Annotated in this window: 16 protein-coding genes; 6 read left to right on the top strand and 10 right to left on the bottom strand. The window is 66.2% G+C overall.

The window, feature by feature from the left end:
• Nucleotides 1-11: 11 nt before the first annotated feature.
• The 7 genes from rhaI to H4W26_RS09070 form a co-directional block, all read right to left on the bottom strand.
• A complete protein-coding gene (gene rhaI, locus H4W26_RS09100; RefSeq protein ID WP_192591734.1) occupies nt 12-1,172 on the bottom strand; it encodes an L-rhamnose isomerase in 1,161 nt (386 codons plus the stop codon).
• Nucleotides 1,173-1,178: 6 nt separating this feature from the next.
• Nucleotides 1,179-1,547, bottom strand: coding sequence for an L-rhamnose mutarotase (locus H4W26_RS09095; protein ID WP_192591733.1), 369 nt, complete (start codon nt 1,545-1,547; stop codon nt 1,179-1,181).
• An 86-nt stretch (nt 1,548-1,633) separates the two neighbouring features.
• Nucleotides 1,634-2,674, bottom strand: coding sequence for a rhamnose ABC transporter substrate-binding protein (gene rhaS / locus H4W26_RS09090; protein ID WP_192591732.1), 1,041 nt, complete (start codon nt 2,672-2,674; stop codon nt 1,634-1,636).
• Nucleotides 2,675-2,688: 14 nt separating this feature from the next.
• Nucleotides 2,689-3,903, bottom strand: coding sequence for an ABC transporter permease (locus tag H4W26_RS09085; protein WP_192591731.1), 1,215 nt, complete (start codon nt 3,901-3,903; stop codon nt 2,689-2,691).
• The gene (locus H4W26_RS09080; protein WP_192591730.1) at nt 3,900-4,934 is read right to left on the bottom strand and encodes an ABC transporter permease; all 1,035 of its coding nucleotides are present in this window, start codon (nt 4,932-4,934) and stop codon (nt 3,900-3,902) included. The genes H4W26_RS09085 and H4W26_RS09080 overlap by 4 nt, the downstream gene beginning before the upstream one ends.
• Entirely contained in the window at nt 4,931-6,460 is a 1,530-nt protein-coding gene (locus tag H4W26_RS09075) for a sugar ABC transporter ATP-binding protein (protein WP_192591729.1), read from the bottom strand. Before H4W26_RS09075 ends, H4W26_RS09080 begins: the two co-directional genes overlap by 4 nt.
• Nucleotides 6,461-6,757: 297 nt before the next feature.
• Complete coding sequence (locus H4W26_RS09070; RefSeq protein WP_192591728.1) at nt 6,758-7,081, bottom strand: hypothetical protein; 324 nt, start codon at nt 7,079-7,081, stop codon at nt 6,758-6,760.
• Between the two features lie 149 nt (nt 7,082-7,230).
• Here H4W26_RS09070 and H4W26_RS09065 point away from each other — a divergent pair, with 149 nt between their 5' ends.
• From H4W26_RS09065 to H4W26_RS09040, 6 genes are all read left to right on the top strand, one after another.
• Nucleotides 7,231-8,238, top strand: coding sequence for a LacI family DNA-binding transcriptional regulator (locus H4W26_RS09065; RefSeq protein ID WP_192591727.1), 1,008 nt, complete (start codon nt 7,231-7,233; stop codon nt 8,236-8,238).
• Nucleotides 8,239-8,301: 63 nt separating this feature from the next.
• Nucleotides 8,302-9,435 carry an L-talarate/galactarate dehydratase gene (locus H4W26_RS09060; RefSeq protein WP_192591726.1) on the top strand — a complete coding sequence of 378 codons (1,134 nt, stop codon included), beginning with the start codon at nt 8,302-8,304 and terminating at the stop codon, nt 9,433-9,435.
• A gap of 78 nt (nt 9,436-9,513) precedes the next feature.
• Nucleotides 9,514-10,182 carry a FadR/GntR family transcriptional regulator gene (locus H4W26_RS09055; protein WP_192591725.1) on the top strand — a complete coding sequence of 223 codons (669 nt, stop codon included), beginning with the start codon at nt 9,514-9,516 and terminating at the stop codon, nt 10,180-10,182.
• A 118-nt stretch (nt 10,183-10,300) separates the two neighbouring features.
• Nucleotides 10,301-11,185, top strand: a complete 885-nt coding sequence (locus H4W26_RS09050; protein ID WP_192591724.1) for a LysR family transcriptional regulator — start codon at nt 10,301-10,303, stop codon at nt 11,183-11,185.
• Between the two features lie 194 nt (nt 11,186-11,379).
• On the top strand, nt 11,380-12,330 hold the full coding sequence (locus tag H4W26_RS09045) for a 5-dehydro-4-deoxyglucarate dehydratase (protein ID WP_192591723.1): 951 nt from the start codon (nt 11,380-11,382) through the stop codon (nt 12,328-12,330).
• Nucleotides 12,331-12,343: 13 nt separating this feature from the next.
• Nucleotides 12,344-13,972 (top strand): aldehyde dehydrogenase (NADP(+)), encoded by a 1,629-nt coding sequence (locus H4W26_RS09040; protein WP_192591722.1) that lies wholly within the window; start codon nt 12,344-12,346, stop codon nt 13,970-13,972.
• Nucleotides 13,973-14,039: 67 nt separating this feature from the next.
• On the opposite strand, the gene H4W26_RS09035 is transcribed toward H4W26_RS09040, so the two are convergent.
• The 3 genes from H4W26_RS09035 to arfA form a co-directional block, all read right to left on the bottom strand.
• On the bottom strand, nt 14,040-16,193 hold the full coding sequence (locus H4W26_RS09035) for a beta-galactosidase (protein ID WP_192591721.1): 2,154 nt from the start codon (nt 16,191-16,193) through the stop codon (nt 14,040-14,042).
• Nucleotides 16,190-17,278, bottom strand: coding sequence for a serine hydrolase domain-containing protein (locus H4W26_RS09030; RefSeq protein ID WP_192591720.1), 1,089 nt, complete (start codon nt 17,276-17,278; stop codon nt 16,190-16,192). The genes H4W26_RS09035 and H4W26_RS09030 overlap by 4 nt, the downstream gene beginning before the upstream one ends.
• Before the next feature lie 142 nt (nt 17,279-17,420).
• Nucleotides 17,421-18,977: an arabinosylfuranosidase ArfA gene (arfA, locus tag H4W26_RS09025; protein WP_192591719.1), complete on the bottom strand. Its 1,557-nt coding sequence runs from the start codon at nt 18,975-18,977 to the stop codon at nt 17,421-17,423.
• Nucleotides 18,978-19,056: the final 79 nt, after the last annotated feature.

The following is a 19,056-nucleotide window of genomic DNA, read 5'->3' as shown; positions in this document are numbered from 1 at the left end:
CGGTTGCTCCTTCACCAGCTGAGCTGGGTTCCGCCGACGCGGTCGGCCTCGATCTTCTCTTGGTATCCGGACTCGGCGAAGGCGCGCATCGGGTGGGCGGGCAGGCCGCGGGTCTCTCGCCAGGCTGCGAGGTCGGCGCGGACATCGGTGTAGAAGGCATCCATGAAGACCTCATGGGCGCCGAGCACGTCTCCGGCCTCCTGGGCGGCCTTGAGCGCCTCGCGGTCGATCATCAGTGCACGCGCCGTCATCTCCTGGACGTTGAGCACGCTGCGGATCTGGCCCGGGATCTTCTTCTCGATGTTGTGGCACTGATCGAGCATGAAGGCCACATCCGACTCCGGCCCGTAGCCGCCGCCGCGGATCACCTCGAACATGATGCGGAAGAGCTGGAACGGATCCGCGGAGCCGACGATCAGGTCATCGTCGGCGTAGAAGCGCGAGTTGAAGTCGAAGGAGCCGAGCTTCCCGGCACGCAGCAGCTGGGCGACGATGAATTCGACGTTCGTGCTGGGCGCGTGATGGCCGGTGTCCAGGCAGACCGTGGCGTTCTCGCCGAGGGCCTGCACATGACCCAGGGCGGTGCCCCAGTCGGGGACGTCCATGTGGTAGAACGCCGGCTCGAAGATCTTGTACTCCAGCACCAGCCGCTGGTCGTCGGCGATCTGCTCGTAGATGGCGGCGAGGGACTCTGCCAGCCAGTCCTGACGGGCGCGGATATCGGCCTGACCGGGGTAGTTGGACCCGTCGGCGAGCCAGATCTTCAGGTCCCGGGAGCCGGTCTCGCCCATCACACGGATGCATTCCAGGTGGTGATCGATCGCCTTCTGCCGGATCATAGGGTCGTGATGGGTCAGGCCGCCGAGCTTGTAGTCGTCGTCCTGGAACGTGTTGGAGTTGATGGTCCCGATCTCGATGCCCTGATCCTGGGCGTAGCGGCGCAGTGCTGAGTAGTCTTCGACCTTGTCCCAGGGAATGTGCAGCGCCACCTTGGGGGCGAGGCCCGTGAAGCGATGCACGGTCGCGGCGTCGGCGATCTTCTCCTGCACGCTGCGCGGTGTGCCGGCGGAGCCGAAGACCTTGAAGCGAGTGCCCGAGTTCCCGTAGGCCCAGGAGGGCACCTCGATGGCCTGGTGTTCCAGCTGGTGTGAGATCTGGTCAAAGGTTGGCATGATTCCTCAGTTCTGCGATGTATGAGTGGACGAGGGCTCGACGGCGGCCAGCTGATCCTCCAGGTGGAAGACCTCCTGGAGTTCCACGAACCCGGTGTCGGGCCGCGCGCCCTCCAGGTCGACGAAGAACTCGCCCATCTGTTCCTGCCAGGTGGCGTTGATCGGCTCGGCGTCCATGGCCGCCTGGGCCTTCTCCAGCGACTCGACCTCCACGTAGCCGATCAGGAGCCCGTCCTGGCGCAGGAACAGCGAGTAGTTGTTCCAGCCTGAGCGCTTCAGTGCCGCAAGCATCTCGGGCCAGACGGCGCGGTGTCTTTCGGCGTATTCGTGGAGGCGATCAGGCTTCACCTGAAGCTGGAAGCAGACTCGTTGCACAGGGGTCCTCTCGGCCGTTGTGGCAAGCATCGGGGCGGTACCCCCGGAGCGGGAGCTCAGCGCCCCGCCCCGGGGTTGCATGCGGATCAGAAGTCGAAGTCACCGATGTTCTCGGAGTTGAAGACGAAGGGCTCGCCCAGAACAACTTCCCCATCGGCGCCGACCGTGTACTCCCCGAGACGGCCGGCCTCAAAGGTGTCCCCTTCCTCGCCTTCGATCTCACCCGATGCGAGAGCGTTGGCCGCCCAGGCGGAGAGGTAGCCCAGATCCTCCGGGTTCCACAGCGCGAAGGCCTCCACGGTGCCGTCCTCCACGTACTCGCGCATCTGGTTCGGGGTGCCGAGACCGGTCACCGCCACCTCACCCGCGTAGTCGGAGTCGGAGATGTAACGAGCTGCTGCGGCGATGCCCACTGTGGTGGGCGAGACGATGGCATCCAGATCGGAGTGGGTCTGCAGCAGGGCTGCAGTCTGATCGAAGGAGCGCTGGTCGTCGTCGTCGCCGTAGACGGTGTCCACGATCTCGATGTCGGGATAGTCTGCGGCGATCTCCTCTTCCATGAGCTCGATCCACAGGTTCTGGTTCGTGGCGTTCGCCGAGGCCGAGAGGATGGCGATCTCCCCCTCCTCGTCGATCTGCTCGGCGACCAGCTGCACCTGGGCGCTGGCGATGCCCTCGGCGGTGGCCTGGTTCACGAAGAGGTCGCGGCACTCGGCGTCGGTGTCCGAGTCGAAGGTGACGACGGCGACGTCCACGTCGCGTGCCTCGTTCAGTGCACCGCAGATGGCGCTGGGGTCATTGGCTGAGAGCACGAGTGCGTCCTCGCCCTGCTGGGCGGCGGTGTTGATGTACTCGACCTGTCCGTCGGGGGTGGCCTCCTGTGGGCCGACCTCGGAGTAGGTGCCGCCGAATTCCTCCACCGCCTCCTCGCCACCGGCGTTGGAGGTCTCGAAATAGGGGTTTCCGAGGTTCTTCGGGAGGAAGGTGATGTTCAGCTCCTCGCCGCTGGCCTCTCCGTCCCCGCCGCCGCCGTCGCCGTTGTCGCCGCCGCAGGAGGTCAGCGCAAGTGCGCCGACCGCGAAGACGGCCAGGGCTGGGACGGAGCGCTTATGTGCGTTGGTGCGCATGGTGTTTCCTTTCATCAAGGCGTGGCAGTCGGCGTCGATGCCGAGTCTGCTGGAGCCGATTCGTGGTGTGGTGCTGTCTTGTGCGGTGTTGAGTTCTGCTGTGCCGGAGAGTCCGGCGATTCGGGGGGTTCAGAAGTGGGCGGCGCGCTGTCCTGTCCTGCAGCGGGGCCGCTGAGGCGCTCCCGAAGACGCTGGGCGCCTGCGACGAGGGTCGGAGTGAGCACCGAGATCACCAGCAGCAGACCGATGATGATGTTGATCACGTTGACCGTCACTCCCTCCAGGCGCAGCGCGGAGGAGAGCACCCCGATCAGCAGCGCACCGGCCAGGACGCCGTGGATGGCGCCGCGGCCACCGAAGATGAGCACCCCGCCCAGAAGCACGGCGGCGATGACCTCCAGTTCGAGTCCGGTCGCGTTGTCCCCGCGAGAGTTCCCGAAGCGCAGCGTGTAGAAGATCCCCGCGGCGGCGGAGACCGCACCGGTGAGGATGAACGTGGTCATCTGCGACCGCGCCACGTTGACCCCGCTGAACCGGGCGGCCTGTTCGTTGTGGCCGATGTCGTAGAGCCCGCGTCCGAAGGGTGTGAAGTGCAGCAGCACGGCGAAGATCAGGATGAGGATCACCACCGGGATCATGATGGCCGGGATCCGTGATTCACCGATGCTCGAGGTCGCAAGGTCAGACCACCCCTGATCGAAGTCGGTCAGGGCGGTGGTGCCCAGCAGGCCGACCGCGATCCCGCGGTAGAGCGCGAGGGTGCCGATCGTGACCGCCAGGGAGGGCAGCTTCACATAGGCCACCAGGAAGCCGTTGAACACGCCGCAGAGCACACCCACCAGGATGGCGAGCAGGCCTGAGAGGGGAATGCTGAGTCCCATCTGGACGTGGAGGATGCCGACGACGACGGTGGAGAGACCCATGGTGCTCGCCACTGAGAGGTCGATCTGGCCGGTGATGATGACCAGGGTCATCGGCAGCGCGATCATCATCAGCGGAGCGATGTCCATGAGCAGGTATCGCACGGTGAGCGGGCCGGAGAAGTTGTCCACGGAGGTGGTCGCGATGATCCACACCAGCACGAGCAGAGCGATGATCAGGAACTCCGCGCTGATGAAGGTGCGGAACCACCAGGGACGATGGTAGGCCGCGTAGGTGCGAGCTTCATCCCCTGAGCGCTCTGCAGCGCCGTGGGAGGCGCGCGTCTGGGCGCGAGTTGCAGCGGTCATGCCTTGTCCCTCGCTTCTTGCAGCTTGCGGTGTCGTCTCACGGAGAGGTAGCGATCCAGGACGATCGCCCCGATGATGAGCGCGCCGACCACGGCGCGCTGCCAGAAGTCTGGGATTCCGACGATCGGAAGAGTGCGGTTGATGGTCATCAGCAGGATCGCACCGAAGGCGGCTCCCCAGACGGTGCCGGAGCCGCCGAAGATCGCGACTCCGCCGATGACCGCGGCACCGATGGCGTCGAACTCCCAGCCCATTCCGGCGCTGGAGCTGACGGTCCCGTAGCGCGCGGCGTACATCACGCCAGCCAGTCCTGCGAGGGCGCCACCGAGGATGAAGGCGATGATGACGCGCTTGGTGGTGGGCAGGCCATACAGTTTGGCCGCCTCGGGGTCCGAGCCGATGGCGTACATCTCACGCCCGCTGCGGGTCGAGGAGAGCCAGTATCCAGCGACGATCAGCACCAGGACGGCCACGATGGTCAACAGCGGGATGCTCAGGATCTGCATGGTCCCGAGGTTGAGGAAACTCCCCGGCATGTCGGAGGCGTTGATGCGGTCGCTGCCGGCCCAGGTGAGCACGGCACCGCGGTAGATGTACATGGTGCCCAGAGTGACGACCAGCGCCGGGACCTTGCCGAAGGCGACCAGTGCGCCGTTGATGAGCCCCAAGCCCGCGCCGACGAGGATGCCGAGCAGCACCACGACGAAGATCGGGATCCCAGGGACGTCGACGAAAAGTCGACCGGTCATATAGGCGGTGATCGCAAGTGTGGACCCCACGGAGAGGTCGACGTTGCGGGTGATGATCACCACCGCGGACCCGACCGCCACCACCATCAGGATTGACGGTGTGAGCAGCAGGTCCCGCCAACCCTGACCAGTGAAGAGGAAGGATTGGTTGAAGGATGTAGCCACGGCGATGATCACCAGGATGACCAGCACGATTGCCGTTTCGCGGGAGGCGAGCAGCGATCGGACGGCGCGCATCGACGAGTTCTCTCGCTTGGCGGGGGTGAGAGTCTCGGCGGTCATGCGGCTGCCTCCTGTCGGTTCTTCTCATGTCGCGCCGTCGCGGCGTGCATGACCTTCTCAGCGGTGGCTTCGTCACGGTCGAGCTCCGCACTGATGCGTCCCTCACCGACGACCAGGATGCGGTCGGCCATGCCCATGACCTCGGGAAGCTCCGAGGAGATCATCAGGATGGCCATGCCCTCCCCTGCCAGCTGGGACAGCAGCCGGTGCACCTCCGCTTTGGTGCCCACATCGATGCCGCGGGTGGGCTCGTCGATGATGAGCAGGCTGGGCTCCGTGGCCAGCCATTTCGCGATGGCAACCTTCTGCTGGTTGCCGCCGCTCATCGTGGCGGCGTTCATGGACAGGGCCGAGGTCTTGACCTCCAGCTGGGATGCCCATGGTCCGGCGGCGCGGTTCTCCGCCGAGGTGGTGATCAGTCCGAAGCGGGAGAGCCGACGGCGTATCGCGGCACCGATGTTGCGCGCCAGCGAGGCATCGACCACGAGGCCCTGCTGGCGTCGATCCTCCGGGACCAGCGCCATTCCTGCGCGGATGGCGACCGAGGGCTGGCCTTTCGGAACGGGGCGCCCATTGAGCTTCACCGTGCCTGAGTCATAGGAGTCGACCCCGAAGACGGCCCGCACGATCTCGCTCCGACCAGCACCCACCAGACCTGCCAGACCGACGATCTCCCCGGCACGCACCGTGAAGCTGACATCGGAGAAGGTTCCTGCCGAACTGAGCTCCTCCACCTCCAGCACGACCTCGCCAAGCTCGGCGGGAGTCTTCGGGTAAAGGTCTGCGACCTCTCGCCCGACCATCATCGTGACCAGCTCATCGTTGCTGGTCTCGGCGGTCGGAGTGGTGGCCACATAGGAACCGTCGCGCATCACCGTGATGGTGTCGCAGAGGCTGAAGATCTCATCGAAGCGGTGGGAGATGAAGACGATCCCGCGCCCCTCGTCACGCAGGCTCCTCGCCACGGCGAAGAGGCGTTCCACCTCCACGCCGGAGAGTGCTGCAGTGGGCTCGTCCATGATGAGCAGGTGCGCGTCCAGGGAGATGGCCTTGGCGATCTCGATGATCTGCTGGTCCGCGATCGAGAGTCCGTCAGCAGGGCGGTTGAGGTCCAGGTTCACGCCGAGTCGGTCGAAGATTTCGGCAGCCTCCTGTTGCATCGCATGCTTGTCGATGCGCCCTCCGCGGGATCGCGGCTGCCGGCCCATGAAGATGTTCTCGGTGACGGAGAGGTCTGGGAAGAGCGTGGGCTCCTGGTAGATCACCGCGATGCCGGCATTCTTCGCTTCGGCGGTGGAGTTGAAGGCGGCGTCCGCGCCGCGGAAGCGGAAGGTGCCGCGATCGCGGCGGTGCAGTCCGGCGACAATCTTGATCAGCGTGGACTTGCCAGCCCCGTTCTCCCCCACGAGCGCGTGAATCGACCCGGGATAGACCGTGATGCTGCCGTCAGCGAGTGCTGTGACGCTGCCGAACGTCTTGCGCACGCCGGCGAGTTCCAGCACGGGCGTGGAATCGCTGAGCGACATGGGACCTCCAGAGACTGCAGAAATTAAATCGTTTCAATCTGTAGGTAGATCGTATGACTCGCATCACAAACTGTCAATGGCTCTGGAACGACAAGCGCAACTCACCAGACCAGGTAGTTCGGGCCATCGACGAGACGCGGGAGTCGGGCGTGGACTGACGTCATGGCGCGTTCGACGGGGAAGTGACACCACGTCATCATGAGGTCGACCGTGGTGCTCGCGAGCGAAATCGGAGCGCTAGCGCGGGATGGGCGACCTCGAGCCGCCCATCAGCACCCTTGCCAGGACCGCGGCAGCTCAGGCATCGTCGCGGGCGAGCTTCTTGTCCACCCGGCGGCCCGCGAGCGCCGCACCTGCTCCGATGAGGATGATCCAGCTGATCTGTGCCCAGGCCGCGAGCGGTGCCCAGAGCAGCCCGAAGGTACAGACGGCGCCGACGCCGGCAGCCGTGACGCCCGCGAGGACCGAAGTCCCGACATCTCCGGTGCCGGTTGACCAGCGCGAATAGGCCGCCACCCCGCCGCCGAGGGCACCAGCCACGGCCCCGACCGGGATCATGGCCACGGCGTAGGCGCCGACCGCCCCGAGCAGATCGCTTGCCTCGACAAACCCTTGCGCCACGTCGACGGGAATTGCGACCAGAAGTACCAGCACAGTGGCGAGGGCCGCGCCTGCTGCACAGGAGAGAACTCGTCGGCCGGGCGCGGGGGGTTGAAGCGGAGCATCCATGGCCCTCATGATGCCTGAACCTGCGATGTATTCTGAATCGCATGGCTCTGGCTCAAGTCCGGGACGTCGCGGCACGCGCGCAGGTCTCCCCGGCAACTGTCTCGAATGCGCTCAACCATCCCGACAAAGTCTCCGAAGCGACTCGGGAACGCGTGCAAGCCGCCATCTCCGAGCTCGGCTACGTGCGCAATGACGCCGCTCGACAGCTGAGACAGCAGCAGAATCTCGCCGTGGGCATGATCGTCCTCGACATCGGCAATCCCTTCTTCGCTGATGTCGCGCGTGGTGCCGAAAACAGCCTTGGGGCGCTCGAGCGCCCGCTGCTGCTGGGCAATTCCAGCCAGAGCCCCCAGCGCGAACTCACTCAGCTTCGCCTCTTCGAGGAGCAACGCGTGTCGGGAATCCTGATCACTCCCGTCGGGGACATCCTGGACCGGCTTCGCCAGATCAAGGACCACGGCATCTCCGTGGTGATCGTGGACCGCGAAGCCGGCGCAGACGAGATCTCGTCTGTCTCCACCAACGACGTCCATGGCGGTCAGGTGGCCGCCGAACACCTGCTCGAGCTGGGGCGGCGCAGGATCGCCGTGATCGGCGGACCGCAGAACATTCGCCAGGTGGCGCACCGATTCCAGGGCGCCCAGACCGCTGCCGAGACTCACGGCGACGCCGAGGTGCGCCTCTGGGACACCGGCGCGATGGACGCGAAATCAGGCCGCGAGGCCACCCGGGCGCTGCTTGAACTGCGCCCCGGACAGCGCCCGGACGCCATCTTCGCCGCCAATGACCTGGTCGCGCTCGGGGCGCTGCAGGAGCTTTCCCGCGCCGGAGTGCGGGTCCCGGAGGACATCGCGCTGATCGGGTATGACGATATCGCTTTCGCCGCTACAGCGACCGTCCCCATCAGCTCGGTCCGGCAGCCTGCGGAGGAGATGGGCGTCCACGCCGCCCAGCTCCTGGTCAAAGCCATCCAAGACCCGGAGTCCGCTGTCGGTCACGAGGTGTTCACCCCGACCCTGGTCGCGCGAGAGTCCACTCTGGGGCGCTGAACCCGTCGAACAGACTCGACTCGAACACTTGTTATACAAGTAGCTTACTTATACGATCACCGTATGACCTATGCTCCCGACACCATCCGGCACATCATCCTTTCGGCCGCCACACTGCCGCTGGCAGGCCCTATCTCGGACGCTAAGGTCTTCACCGGAAGACAGAAGCCGATGACCGAGGTCGAGATGCTCTTCGCGGAGATCACCACCGAGCAGGGATTCACCGGCCTGGGCTTCTCCTACTCCAAGCGCGCGGGCGGCCCCGCCCAGTACGCCCACGCCAAAGAGGTCGCAGAGCTGGCCATAGGCGAGGACCCGAACGACATCGCGAAGCTCTATGACAGGCTGCTCTGGGCCGGCGCCTCGGTGGGGCGCTCCGGGGTCGCCACACAGGCGTTGGCGGCGATCGACATCGCTCTCTACGACCTCAAGGCGCGCCGGGCCGGCCTGCCGCTGGCCAAGCTGCTCGGGGCCCACCGCGACTCGGTGCGCACCTACAACACCTCCGGCGGCTTCCTCCACGCCTCCATCGAGGAGATCCAGCACAACGCCTCACGCTCCCTGGAGGCGGGCATCGGAGGCATCAAGATCAAGGTGGGACTCCCCGACACCCGCGAAGACCTCCGTCGGGTCACCGCGGTCCGCGAACACCTCGGTCCCGACGTGCCGCTGATGGTTGACGCCAACCAGCAGTGGGATCGTGCCACTGCCCTGCGGATGGGTCGAGCGCTCGAGGAGTTTGATCTGGTCTGGATCGAAGAGCCCCTGGACGCCTACGACGTCGAAGGCCACGCGCGCCTGACACAAGCCTTGGACACTCCGATCGCCACGGGGGAGATGCTGGCCTCGGTCGCCGAGCACGAGAAGCTCATCCTGGGCCGCGCCTGCGACATCATTCAGCCGGACGCACCGAGGGTCGGGGGCATCACCCAGTTTCTGCGACTCTCCACCCTGGCCCACCAGGCAGGTCTCGCGCTGGCACCCCACTTCGCCATGGAGATCCACCTGCACCTGGCCGCCGCCTACCCGACAGAGCCCTGGGTGGAACATTTCGACTGGCTGGACCCGCTCTTCGAGGAGCGGCTCGAGATCGCCGATGGTCGGATGCTGGTGCCGGAGCGCCCCGGTCTGGGCGTCACGCTGAGTTCCCGGGCCCGTGAGCTGACCCATGCCAGTGCCGAGTTCGGACGGCCGTGAGCTCGAGCTGCACGAGGCTGCCGTGCAGTTGAATGCGGACGGACCCGAGCGCAGCCCGGCCTGAGGCAGAATCGAGGCATGACCCTGAATCGCACGGCCAGCCTCGTCGCCCGGCTGCGTCAGCAGATCCTGGAGGACATCCTCCCGATCGGCGCAAAGCTGCCCAGCGAGTCTGATCTGATCTCCATCCATGGCGTGAGTCGCACCGTGGTGCGTGAGGCGCTCCTTCAGCTGCGCACCGAGGGATTGATCCACACTCGACGCGGCACTGGAAGTTTCGTGCTGACCGCGCCGACCGAGTCCACCAGCAGAGCATCATCGCCGCCGCGGACCCCGGCAGAGCGACTTGAGCTCATCGAGTTTCGCATCGCCGTGGAGTGCGAGGCGTCCGCACTCGCGTCCCAGCGACGAAGCGCGTCGCAGCTCACGAGCCTCGGTGACGCGGTCGCAGCCTTCAGCGACGCCGCGGAGCATCCCGCCTCTGCCGTGGAACATGACTTTGCTTTCCACCGAGGCATCGCCGAAGCGTCCGCGAACCCCTATCTGCTGGAGGCTGTCACCACCATGGGGCCGACCATGATCTCCATGCCGCGCACGCGGCTTCAGTCCAGCAGCTCACGCCATCAACTGGCTGCACAGGAGCACCGCAGCATCCTTGAAGCCATCCGCGAATCCGACGCCACAGGTGCCGCCGCAGCGATGCGCGCGCACCTGTCAGCGTCTCGCCGCCGGGCCCTAGACCTATGAGGCAAGGCGTGATCCACTTTGCGCATGACCCACACCCTCACTTGAGCGGCTGTGAACCGCGTGACACGATGATGCTCAAACAATCTCTTTAAGCCCAAACTGATACTCGGAGCGCATTGTGTTCACGTTGGACCAGACCCGCAGCTTTGTCGCCGTGGCCGAAGAGCTTCACTTCGGACGCGCCGCCGAACGCCTCAACATGACCCAGCCCCCGCTGAGCCGCCAGATCCAGAAGCTCGAGAAATCAGTGGGCGTTCGCCTGATCGAGCGTGACAACCGCAAGGTATCGCTCACCACGGCGGGCCGGGCATTCCTCAGCGACGCTCGCAAGCTGCTCATCGCTGCGGATCAGGCTCCACTGACCGCACGCCGGATCGCACGCGGCCGTGCCGGGGTGCTGCGCATCGGATTCACGGCGACCTCGGCGCTGAGCATCCTGGGACAGGTCCTCGGCACGGCGGCGGAGCACCTTCCCCAGGTCGACGTCGACCTTCGTGAGATGGTGACCCGCGAGCAGCTTGCCGCACTGATCAGCGGCGGAATCGACCTTGGACTGGCACGACCCCCGATCGACCCTGAGCATTTCGACTCTCGACTGGTGCAGACCGAGTCGCTGCGCCTGGCCGTCCCGGCAGACCACGCGCTGACCCTGCTGGACCGCCCGGTCGAGGCCGCCGACCTCAGGGAGACACCCTTGATCATGTACTCGCCGCTCAAGGCGCGGTACTTCTATGACCTGGCAATCAGGCACATGCCGATCCAGCATGGGAACGTGGTCCATACCGTGAGCCAGATCCTCACCATGGTCTCGTTGGTCAGCGCCGGTCGTGGCGTCGCATTCGTCCCAGAGTCGGCTTCACGTCTCGGGATCACTGGAGTGACGCACCTGGACCTCGCCGAGAACGCCGAGGATGTGGTGGAGCTGCACGCCATCTGGCGCAGGAATCATCGCAACCCCGCGCTCACAAGCCTGCTCGAGGTCCTGGAAGACGCTCCCCGCTGAATCACCCCGGGGCAGCATCGACGATGCGTTCAGAGTATTAATCCATACGAAAGTAAGCTTAGACGGGTATCGCCTGCGGTATCTACAGTGGCTATGACTATGTCTTGAGCTATGGCTCAACAGCATTCCACCGCACCGCGAGCATCGCCTCCTCAGGCGGCCTGCGACCCAGAACCATGTTTAGGAAGGTCACCGTGGCCAAGTACACCCCTCAAGAACTGGCGGACCAGCTCAGGGACGGACTGCTGTCCTTCCCGGTCACCGCGTTCACCTCGGATCTTCAGGTCGATGAAGAGGCCTACCGCAAGCACCTGAACTGGCAGGCCCGCCAAGGTGTGGCTGGCCTCTTCGCAGCCGGAGGCACGGGAGAAGGCTTCAGCCTCTCGCCGGAGGAGAACGCCCAGGTGGCGCGCATGGCCGTGGAAGAAGCCGGTGAGGTCGTTCCAGTCCTCGGGTCAGCCGGCGGAGCCACCTACCTCGCGGTGGCCAATGCCCGGGCCGCGCAGGCGGCCGGCTGCGAAGGCGTGCTGCTGCTGCCGCCATATCTGACCGAGTGCGATCAGCTGGGTCTCGAGGCCCATGTGGACGCGGTCTGCTCCGCAGTCGACATCGGCGTGATCGTCTACAACAGGGCAAATGCCATCTACCGCGCGGACACGGTCGTCCGACTCGCAGAGAAGCACAAGAACTTCATCGGCTTCAAAGATGCCACGGGCGATATCGAGGCCGTCACGCGGGTGGTCGCCACCGCCGGGGACCGGCTCTTCTACCTGGGCGGTCTGCCCACGGCCGAGACCTTCGCGCTGCCGATGCTGCAGCTGGGCATGAGCACCTACTCCTCCGCGATGTACAACTTCGTCCCCGAGTTCGCCCTCGAGTTCTACGCGGACGTTCGCAGGCAGGACCGCGTGGCGGTGACCGAGAAGCTCAATCGTTTCGTGTTGCCCTATCTGGACATCCGCGATCGAGTGAAGGGCTATGGCGTGTCCATCGTCAAGGGGGGCCTCAAAGCGGTGGGGCGAGATGCCGGATCGGTGCGACCACCGCTGCAGGACATGACAGAACAGGACATCCAAGACCTGTCCGACCTGATCGATGCCGCCGGGATCCGGCCGGCAGAAGCGCCGGCTCTGGCCAGCGCCTGAAAGGAGCACACTCATGACCGCAGAAACCATGCAGACTCAGGACCTCACAGGACGCTCCATCATCGCTGGAGAAAGCGTGACCGGAGCAGGCAGGAGGGTCAACGGCTACAACCCCGCCACGAACGAGGCCCTGGAGCCGGAGTATTCGCTGATCGATGAGGCTCAGCTCGCCACCGCAACCTCGGCTGCGGCCGAAGCCTTCGAGACGTTCTCCCAGCTGGACCCCGAGACTCATGCCGCTTTCCTGGAGAAGGTGGCGGAGAACATCGAGGCCGCGGCTGAGCCGCTGACCGAACGGGTCATGGCGGAGACAGGTCTCCCGCAGGCCCGGGTCCAGGGCGAGCGGGGTCGCACCGTGAACCAGCTGCGCCTCTTCGCCTCGGTCATCCGGCAGGGCGACTTTCGCGGAACCCGCTGGGACACCGCGGACCCTGAGCGCAAGCCGCTGCCCAAGCCGGACGTGCGCCAACGCATGATCCCGCTGGGCCCAGTGGCAGTGTTTGGTGCCAGCAACTTTCCGCTGGCCTTCTCCGTGGCCGGTGGCGACACCGCCTCGGCCCTGGCGGCAGGATGCCCGGTCGTGTTCAAGGCACACAATGCCCATCCCGGCACTTCGGAGATCGTCGGAACTGCCATCACTGCGGCGGTCCGTGAGCTTGGGCTGCACCCTGGCGTCTTCTCACTGATCTACGGACCAGGTGCCTCCATCGGGCAGGCGCTGGCGAGCGACCCTGCGATCAAGGCCGTGGGCTTCACCGGATCCCGGGGGGCAGGCATCTCGCTCATGCAGGCAGCCGCGGCCCGTGAGGTCCCGATCCCGGTCTATGCCGAGATGAGCAGCATCAATCCGGTCTTCTTCTTCAACGGCCTTCTCGAAGACACCATCGCGCAGGGTGATCAGGCGCTCACCGATCTGGGCCAGGCCTATCTCAGCTCGGTCACCGGGTCCTCCGGACAGCTCTGCACCGCCCCGGGCCTGGTCTTCGTTCCCTCGGGCGCGCACGGCGATGCCTTCCTGGAGGCAGTGGCTGACGCCGCGAAGCCGGCACCCGGCCAGACCATGCTCACCCAATCCATCGCAGCCTCCTGGAACGAAGGCGTCGAGCAGCTCTCCTCCCAGGAGGGCGTGGCGCTGGTGGGCCGCGGCACCGACGGAGCTGGCGAGAACGCCCCAGCTCCCGTGGTCTTCCAGGCCTCCACCGCAGCGTTCCGCGACAACCCGGTGCTGCATGAGGAGATCTTCGGTGCGGCGTCGCTGGTCATCCGCTACGACTCGGCCGGGGACCTGGTCTCCGCGGCGCAGAACCTGGAGGGTCAGCTCACGGCCACGCTGCATCTGAGCGAGTCGGATCACGCCCGGGCGGCACCGCTGATCCCGGTGCTGGAGGGCAAGGTCGGCCGCATCCTCGCCAACGGCTGGCCCACCGGCGTGGAGGTCAACCACTCCATGGTCCATGGCGGGCCCTTCCCCGCCACCTCGGATTCACGCAGCACCTCCGTGGGCACGCGAGCGATCGAGCGGTTCCTGCGCCCTGTGGCCTACCAGAACCTGCCGGAGTCCCTGTTGCCGGCACCGGTGAAGACAGAGAACCCCTGGAAGCTGAACCGACGGGTCAACGGCACCATCACACTGGCTGACTGAGCCTGCGGAGCACTTCCGTGCAGCGTCGTTCGGCCCCGGTCCTCCTAGGACCGGGGCCGAACGCGTCTCATGCCTCGTGCACCACCGCCACGCCTCCGGCGGGAACCGTCAGCTTCCCGCGGACCTTCTGTCCGCTCAGCACCTCGAGCCCTCTGACCCTGAGCCGGACGTCGGTGCTGGTGTGGTTGAGCGCGAAGAGGAAGCTCTTCGGCTCCTCGCCGGAGGCGGCGCTGCGGCGGATCACCTCAACCCCCTCGGGGGCGTCCTCATGCACCGGAGACACTCCGGCCTCGATCAGCAGCTCCGCGGTCAGGGCACGTACTCCAGCATCGTCGGGCCGGGTCCCGACATACCAAGCGGCTCCTTCACCGACCTCGCGGCGTGTGACCGCGGGCCAGCCGGAGAGGGCGAACTCCCCCGTGGGCGCCGCTGTGGGTGCGACCGCCTCTGGAACGCCTCCAGGACCGACTTCGCCCGTGAGCCGGAGTGAGGCGAAGCGCCGCAGCGCCTGTGCGGCTCCCGCGCCGTCGTCGTGCAGGTGGATCTTCTCGCTCCACAGTGACCCGCGCGTGCCGTCGTCCAGGTGCACCTGCTCCTGGGCCTGGAGCGGCCAGAACTCCTCGGTGCGGATGCCCAGCAGCTCGCGAAATGCTCCGGGGTACCCACCGAGTCGAACGGCGTCGTGCTCGTCCACGATCCCGCTGAAGCAGGTGATCAGCACCGAGGCGCCGGCCTCCGCCGCCGCGGCGACATTGGAAGCATCGGCGTCGGTCACCAGGTAGAGCGTGGGCACGATGATCGCGCGGTAGCGGCTCAGATCAGCCGAGGGGTGGACGACGTCGACGCTCACCCCGGACTCCCAGAGGCCCCGGTACCAGTGCAGCACCTCCTGCGGATAGGAGAGGTCGTTGACCGGATGGGAGTCCAGCTCCGCGCCCCACCAGGCCGCATAGTCAAAGAGGACGGCGACTTCAGCCTCCACCCGTGACCCCTTGACCGGGGCGAGGCGGCGCAGCGCCTCCCCCAGGCTCACGCTCGTCCGCCACACGTCACTGTCGGTGCCTGCATGGGGCACCATCGCGGAGTGATACTTCTCCGCGCCTGCCCGAGACTGCCGCCACTGGAAGAACATCACCGCGTCGGCGCCGTGGGCGACATGGCTCAGTGAGTCGCGCAGCATCTCGGCAGGGCCCTTGGTGTGGTTGCGTGGCTGCCAGTTCACAGCAGAGGTGGAGTGCTCCATCAGCATCCAGGGCTTTCCCTGGGCGACGCCGCGGGTCAGGTCTGCGCTGAAGGCGAGCTCGATGTGCCGGTGCGGGTCATCGGCCACGGTGTAGTGGTCGGTGGCGATCACGTCCATCTCCGCCGCCCAGGAGAAGTAGTCCATGTTCTTGGACCGCGTGGTGCACATGAAGTTGGTGGTCACCGGCACGCCCGGGGTGAGCTCGCGCAGGATCGCCTTCATCTCCCGAAAGTAGTCGAGCAGCTCGTCCGAGGAATATCGGTGGAAGTCCAGCTGCTGGGTCGGGTTCACGAACATCGGGGCGGTGCGCGGCGGGAGGACCTCCTCGAAGCTCGAATAGCGCTGGGACCAGAAGGCGGTGCCCCAGGCCTTGTTGAGCTGTTCGACTGTGCCGTAGCGGGCGGTGAGCCACGTGCGGAAGGCGGCCGCCGCGTCCTCGGAGAAATCATGGGAGTTGTGGCAGCCCAGCTCGTTGTCCACATGCCAGAGCGCCAGCGCGGGGTGCGTGGCGTAGCGCTGCGCCACCGCCCAGGTCATCCGCAGCGCGTACTCGCGAAAGACCGGGTTCGAGACCGAATATGCCTGCCGCGCGCCGGGCCACAGCGTGACGCCCTCAGCCGTCTCCGGCAGGATCTGCGGGTGCTGGTGGGTGAGCCAGGGCGGCGGGGAGGCAGTTGCGGTGGCCAGTGCGACGCGGACCCCGGAGGCGTGAAGCCGGTCCATGGTCTCGTCCAGCCACTCCCAGTCATACTCTCCTTCGCGCGGCTCGAGCATGGCCCAGGAAAAGATCCCCACGCTGACCAGGTTCACGCCTGCGGCGCCCATCAGCTCCACATCCTCCGCACGGGTGGACTCAGGCCATTGTTCCGGGTTGTAGTCTCCGCCGTAGGCAAGCCCGGGGACCGAGCTCGGCCACTCCAGCGGATGGGGCCCCTGCGCGGCTGAGGGTGCGTCGGACGTGTTCTTCGGCGTGGTCATGAGGTGGCCCTTCCTGGGGCGTCCGGGTGGTCGAGTCTCAGTGTGGTCTGCGGTGCAGCCACCGGTTGCAGCGCGGGGAGCATCTCTTCCCAGACGGCATCCAGGATGATCTGGTGATCGTCGCTGCGGTCGAAGGTGCTGCCCAGTGTCACCAGGGCGAAGTCGCACCGGGGCAGGCACAGGACGATCTGGCCGCCTATCCCCCACGCAAGGAATCCGTCATGGCGAGTGCGCCAGAACTGGAAGCCATAGCCCTGGCGGTTGTCGAGACAGCGGAAATTGTCATCGGCGGTGGGCGTCTGCCAGCCGGTCGCAGCGGCCATGTACTCGGCGGAGATGATCTGCCGGTCCTGGTGACGTCCGCCCGCCAGACACAGCTGGGCGAAGCGCGCCAGGTCGCGGGCGGTGCAGAACATGGCCGATCCACCGTGGGTGACGCCGCGGGGGTTGGTCGGCACCGGCTCCCAGCTGGGATGACCGTCCAGGTCCTGCAGAGACATCCCCAGCGGACTGCGCCAGGCGTTCAGCGCGGGTCGGACCCCCCGCACCTCGTCGCCGAAACCGATCGGTCCGAGCACCCGCTCCAACAGATGCTCCTCCAGCCACCTGCCGGTGAGCTTCTCCACCAGCGCGCTGAGCACCACCGAGGCGGAGGTGTCATAGCTGAACGCGGTGCCAGGCTGCTGCGTGGGCGCCACGGTGAAGAAGGTCCGCACCCAGTCGGTGTCCTGGACCTGGGTGAAGCTGGTGGTCCGATGGGCCGTGCGCATGGTCAGCAGATCCCGCACCGTCATCGCCGCGATCCACGGATGCACCTGAGCCGGAAGCTTCTCCGGGAAGTGATCGACGATCCGGTCTTCGAGGCGCAGCAGTCCGTCATCACAGAGGGCGCCCACGGCGAGCGCGGTGAAGGACTTCGCCACTGAATACAGCCGGTGCGCGTCGGTGCGGCCGTGGCCGGGCCAGTAGCGCTCGGCCCTGAGCTCACCGCGGTGCAGCACCAGCAGCGCGTGCAGATTCAGCTGCTCAGTCTCGACCCGGTCCAGGAGTCTCGCCAGGGCGGCATCGAAGGAGGGAGAAGCCATCGCCGCCCTTCCGCCCGCCAGCGGGCAGGGTGTCTGTCGTCGGTAGAGTAAATCGTTTTACAGGCTAATGTGACCGGCCTCACCCGTCAATCCTGGCGACGATCCCCGGATGCCTCGCGCCCCCCTCATGGAGAGGCAGTCCTCAGCTCACCTTCAGCTGCACCACCGACCAGGACAGTGCTGGCAGGCTCAGCTGCACGCCGGCACCCTCGGCGAAGTCCTCGATCCGGACCCCTTCCAACGCCACCAGACCCACGGCATCCTGACTCGCCAGGTCATTGGCAGTGTGCCGGTCTCCCCCCTCGGGAATCCGCAGCACCTCGGCCCGCAGAATCTCCTTCGCCTCCAGTCCGCGCAGGTCCAGAGTCACTTCGGCGTCCTCGTCCAGCCCGCGGTTCGCCACGAAGATCGACACCGTCCCGGCCTCCGCGTCATAGGTGCTCGCGGCGTCGATGACGTCCACATTCCCGTACCGCTCGGTGTGCACCTGATCGGCCTGCACCGCAAGCCGCATGATCTCCCCGGTGGCCAGCTCCGCAATCCGCGCGAAGGGCCAGAAGATGGTCTGCCGCCAGGCGGGTCCGCCCTCCTCGGAACGGATCGGAGCGATCACGTTGACCAGCTGCGCCTGATTGGCGATCCGCACGCGATCCCCGTGGCGCAGGAGTGAATGCATGAGCGTCCCGACGACGACGGCGTCCGTGACCGAGTATCTGTCTTCGATGAGCCGCGGGTGGGTCTTCCACCCCTTGGCCACCTGGTCCGGCTGATCTTCGGAATCGAGTCCCTCCTGGTACCAGACGTTCCACTCGTCGAAGGAGATGTCGATCTGCTTCGAATGCTTGCCGGCCGCCTTGACGGCGTCGACGGTGGCAACCACGCCTTCGATGAAGCCGTCCATGTCAACCGCCTCTGCCAGGAACGAGGCGGCGTCGCCGTCGTGCTCCTGGTAGTAGGCATGCATGGAGATGTAGTCGACCTCCTCATAGGCGTGGGTGAGCACCGTGTGCTCCCAGGACCCGAAGGTCGGCATCCGCCGGTTCGAGGAGCCGACGGCGACCAGCTCGATGTCCGGGTCCACGAGCTTCATCGCCTTGGCCGCCTCCTGGGCGATCCTTCCGTATTCCTCGGCGGTCTTGTGACCGATCTGCCACGGGCCGTCCAGCTCATTGCCCAGGCACCACAGCTTGATCCCGAAGGGCTCCTCGCTGGTGCCCATCGCGGCGGCGTTCTTGCGGCGCAGATCAGACCAATAGGTCCCGGAGGGGTGGTTGGCGTACTCCACCAGCGCGCGTGCCTCATCGACCCCGCGCGTGCCGAGGTTGATCGCCTCCATGACCTCCATGTCAGCCCGCCGAGCCCATTCCACGAACTCATGCAGCCCGAAGGCGTTGGTCTCGATGGTGTGCCAGGCGCCGTCGATCCGTACAGGGCGGTCCTCCCGCGGTCCGACCCCGTCCTCCCAGTTGTAGCCCGAGACGAAGTTGCCGCCCGGGTAGCGCACCACGGTGGCCCCGAGCTCCTTGGCCAGGGCCATCACGTCCTTGCGGTATCCCTGGTCATCGGCCTCCGGGTGTCCCGGCTCATAGATCCCGGTGTAGACGCAGCGGCCCATGTGTTCCACGAAGGAGCCGAACAGGCGGGGCGGGACGTCGGCGATGGTGAAGTCGCGGTCAAGGGTGATGCGTGCGTGAGACATGAGGCTCCTTGGATCGGCGCTGATGAAGAGGGCAATGCGGTGAAGCGGGCGGTGCTGGTGATGAAGGGAACGTGGAATT

The sequence above is a fragment of the Nesterenkonia halotolerans genome (assembly GCF_014874065.1).
Classification (GTDB): Bacteria; Actinomycetota; Actinomycetes; order Actinomycetales; family Micrococcaceae; genus Nesterenkonia; species Nesterenkonia halotolerans.
The sequence above is the reverse complement of the archived record's forward strand: the minus strand, read 5'-3'. Positions and strand labels throughout refer to the sequence as shown.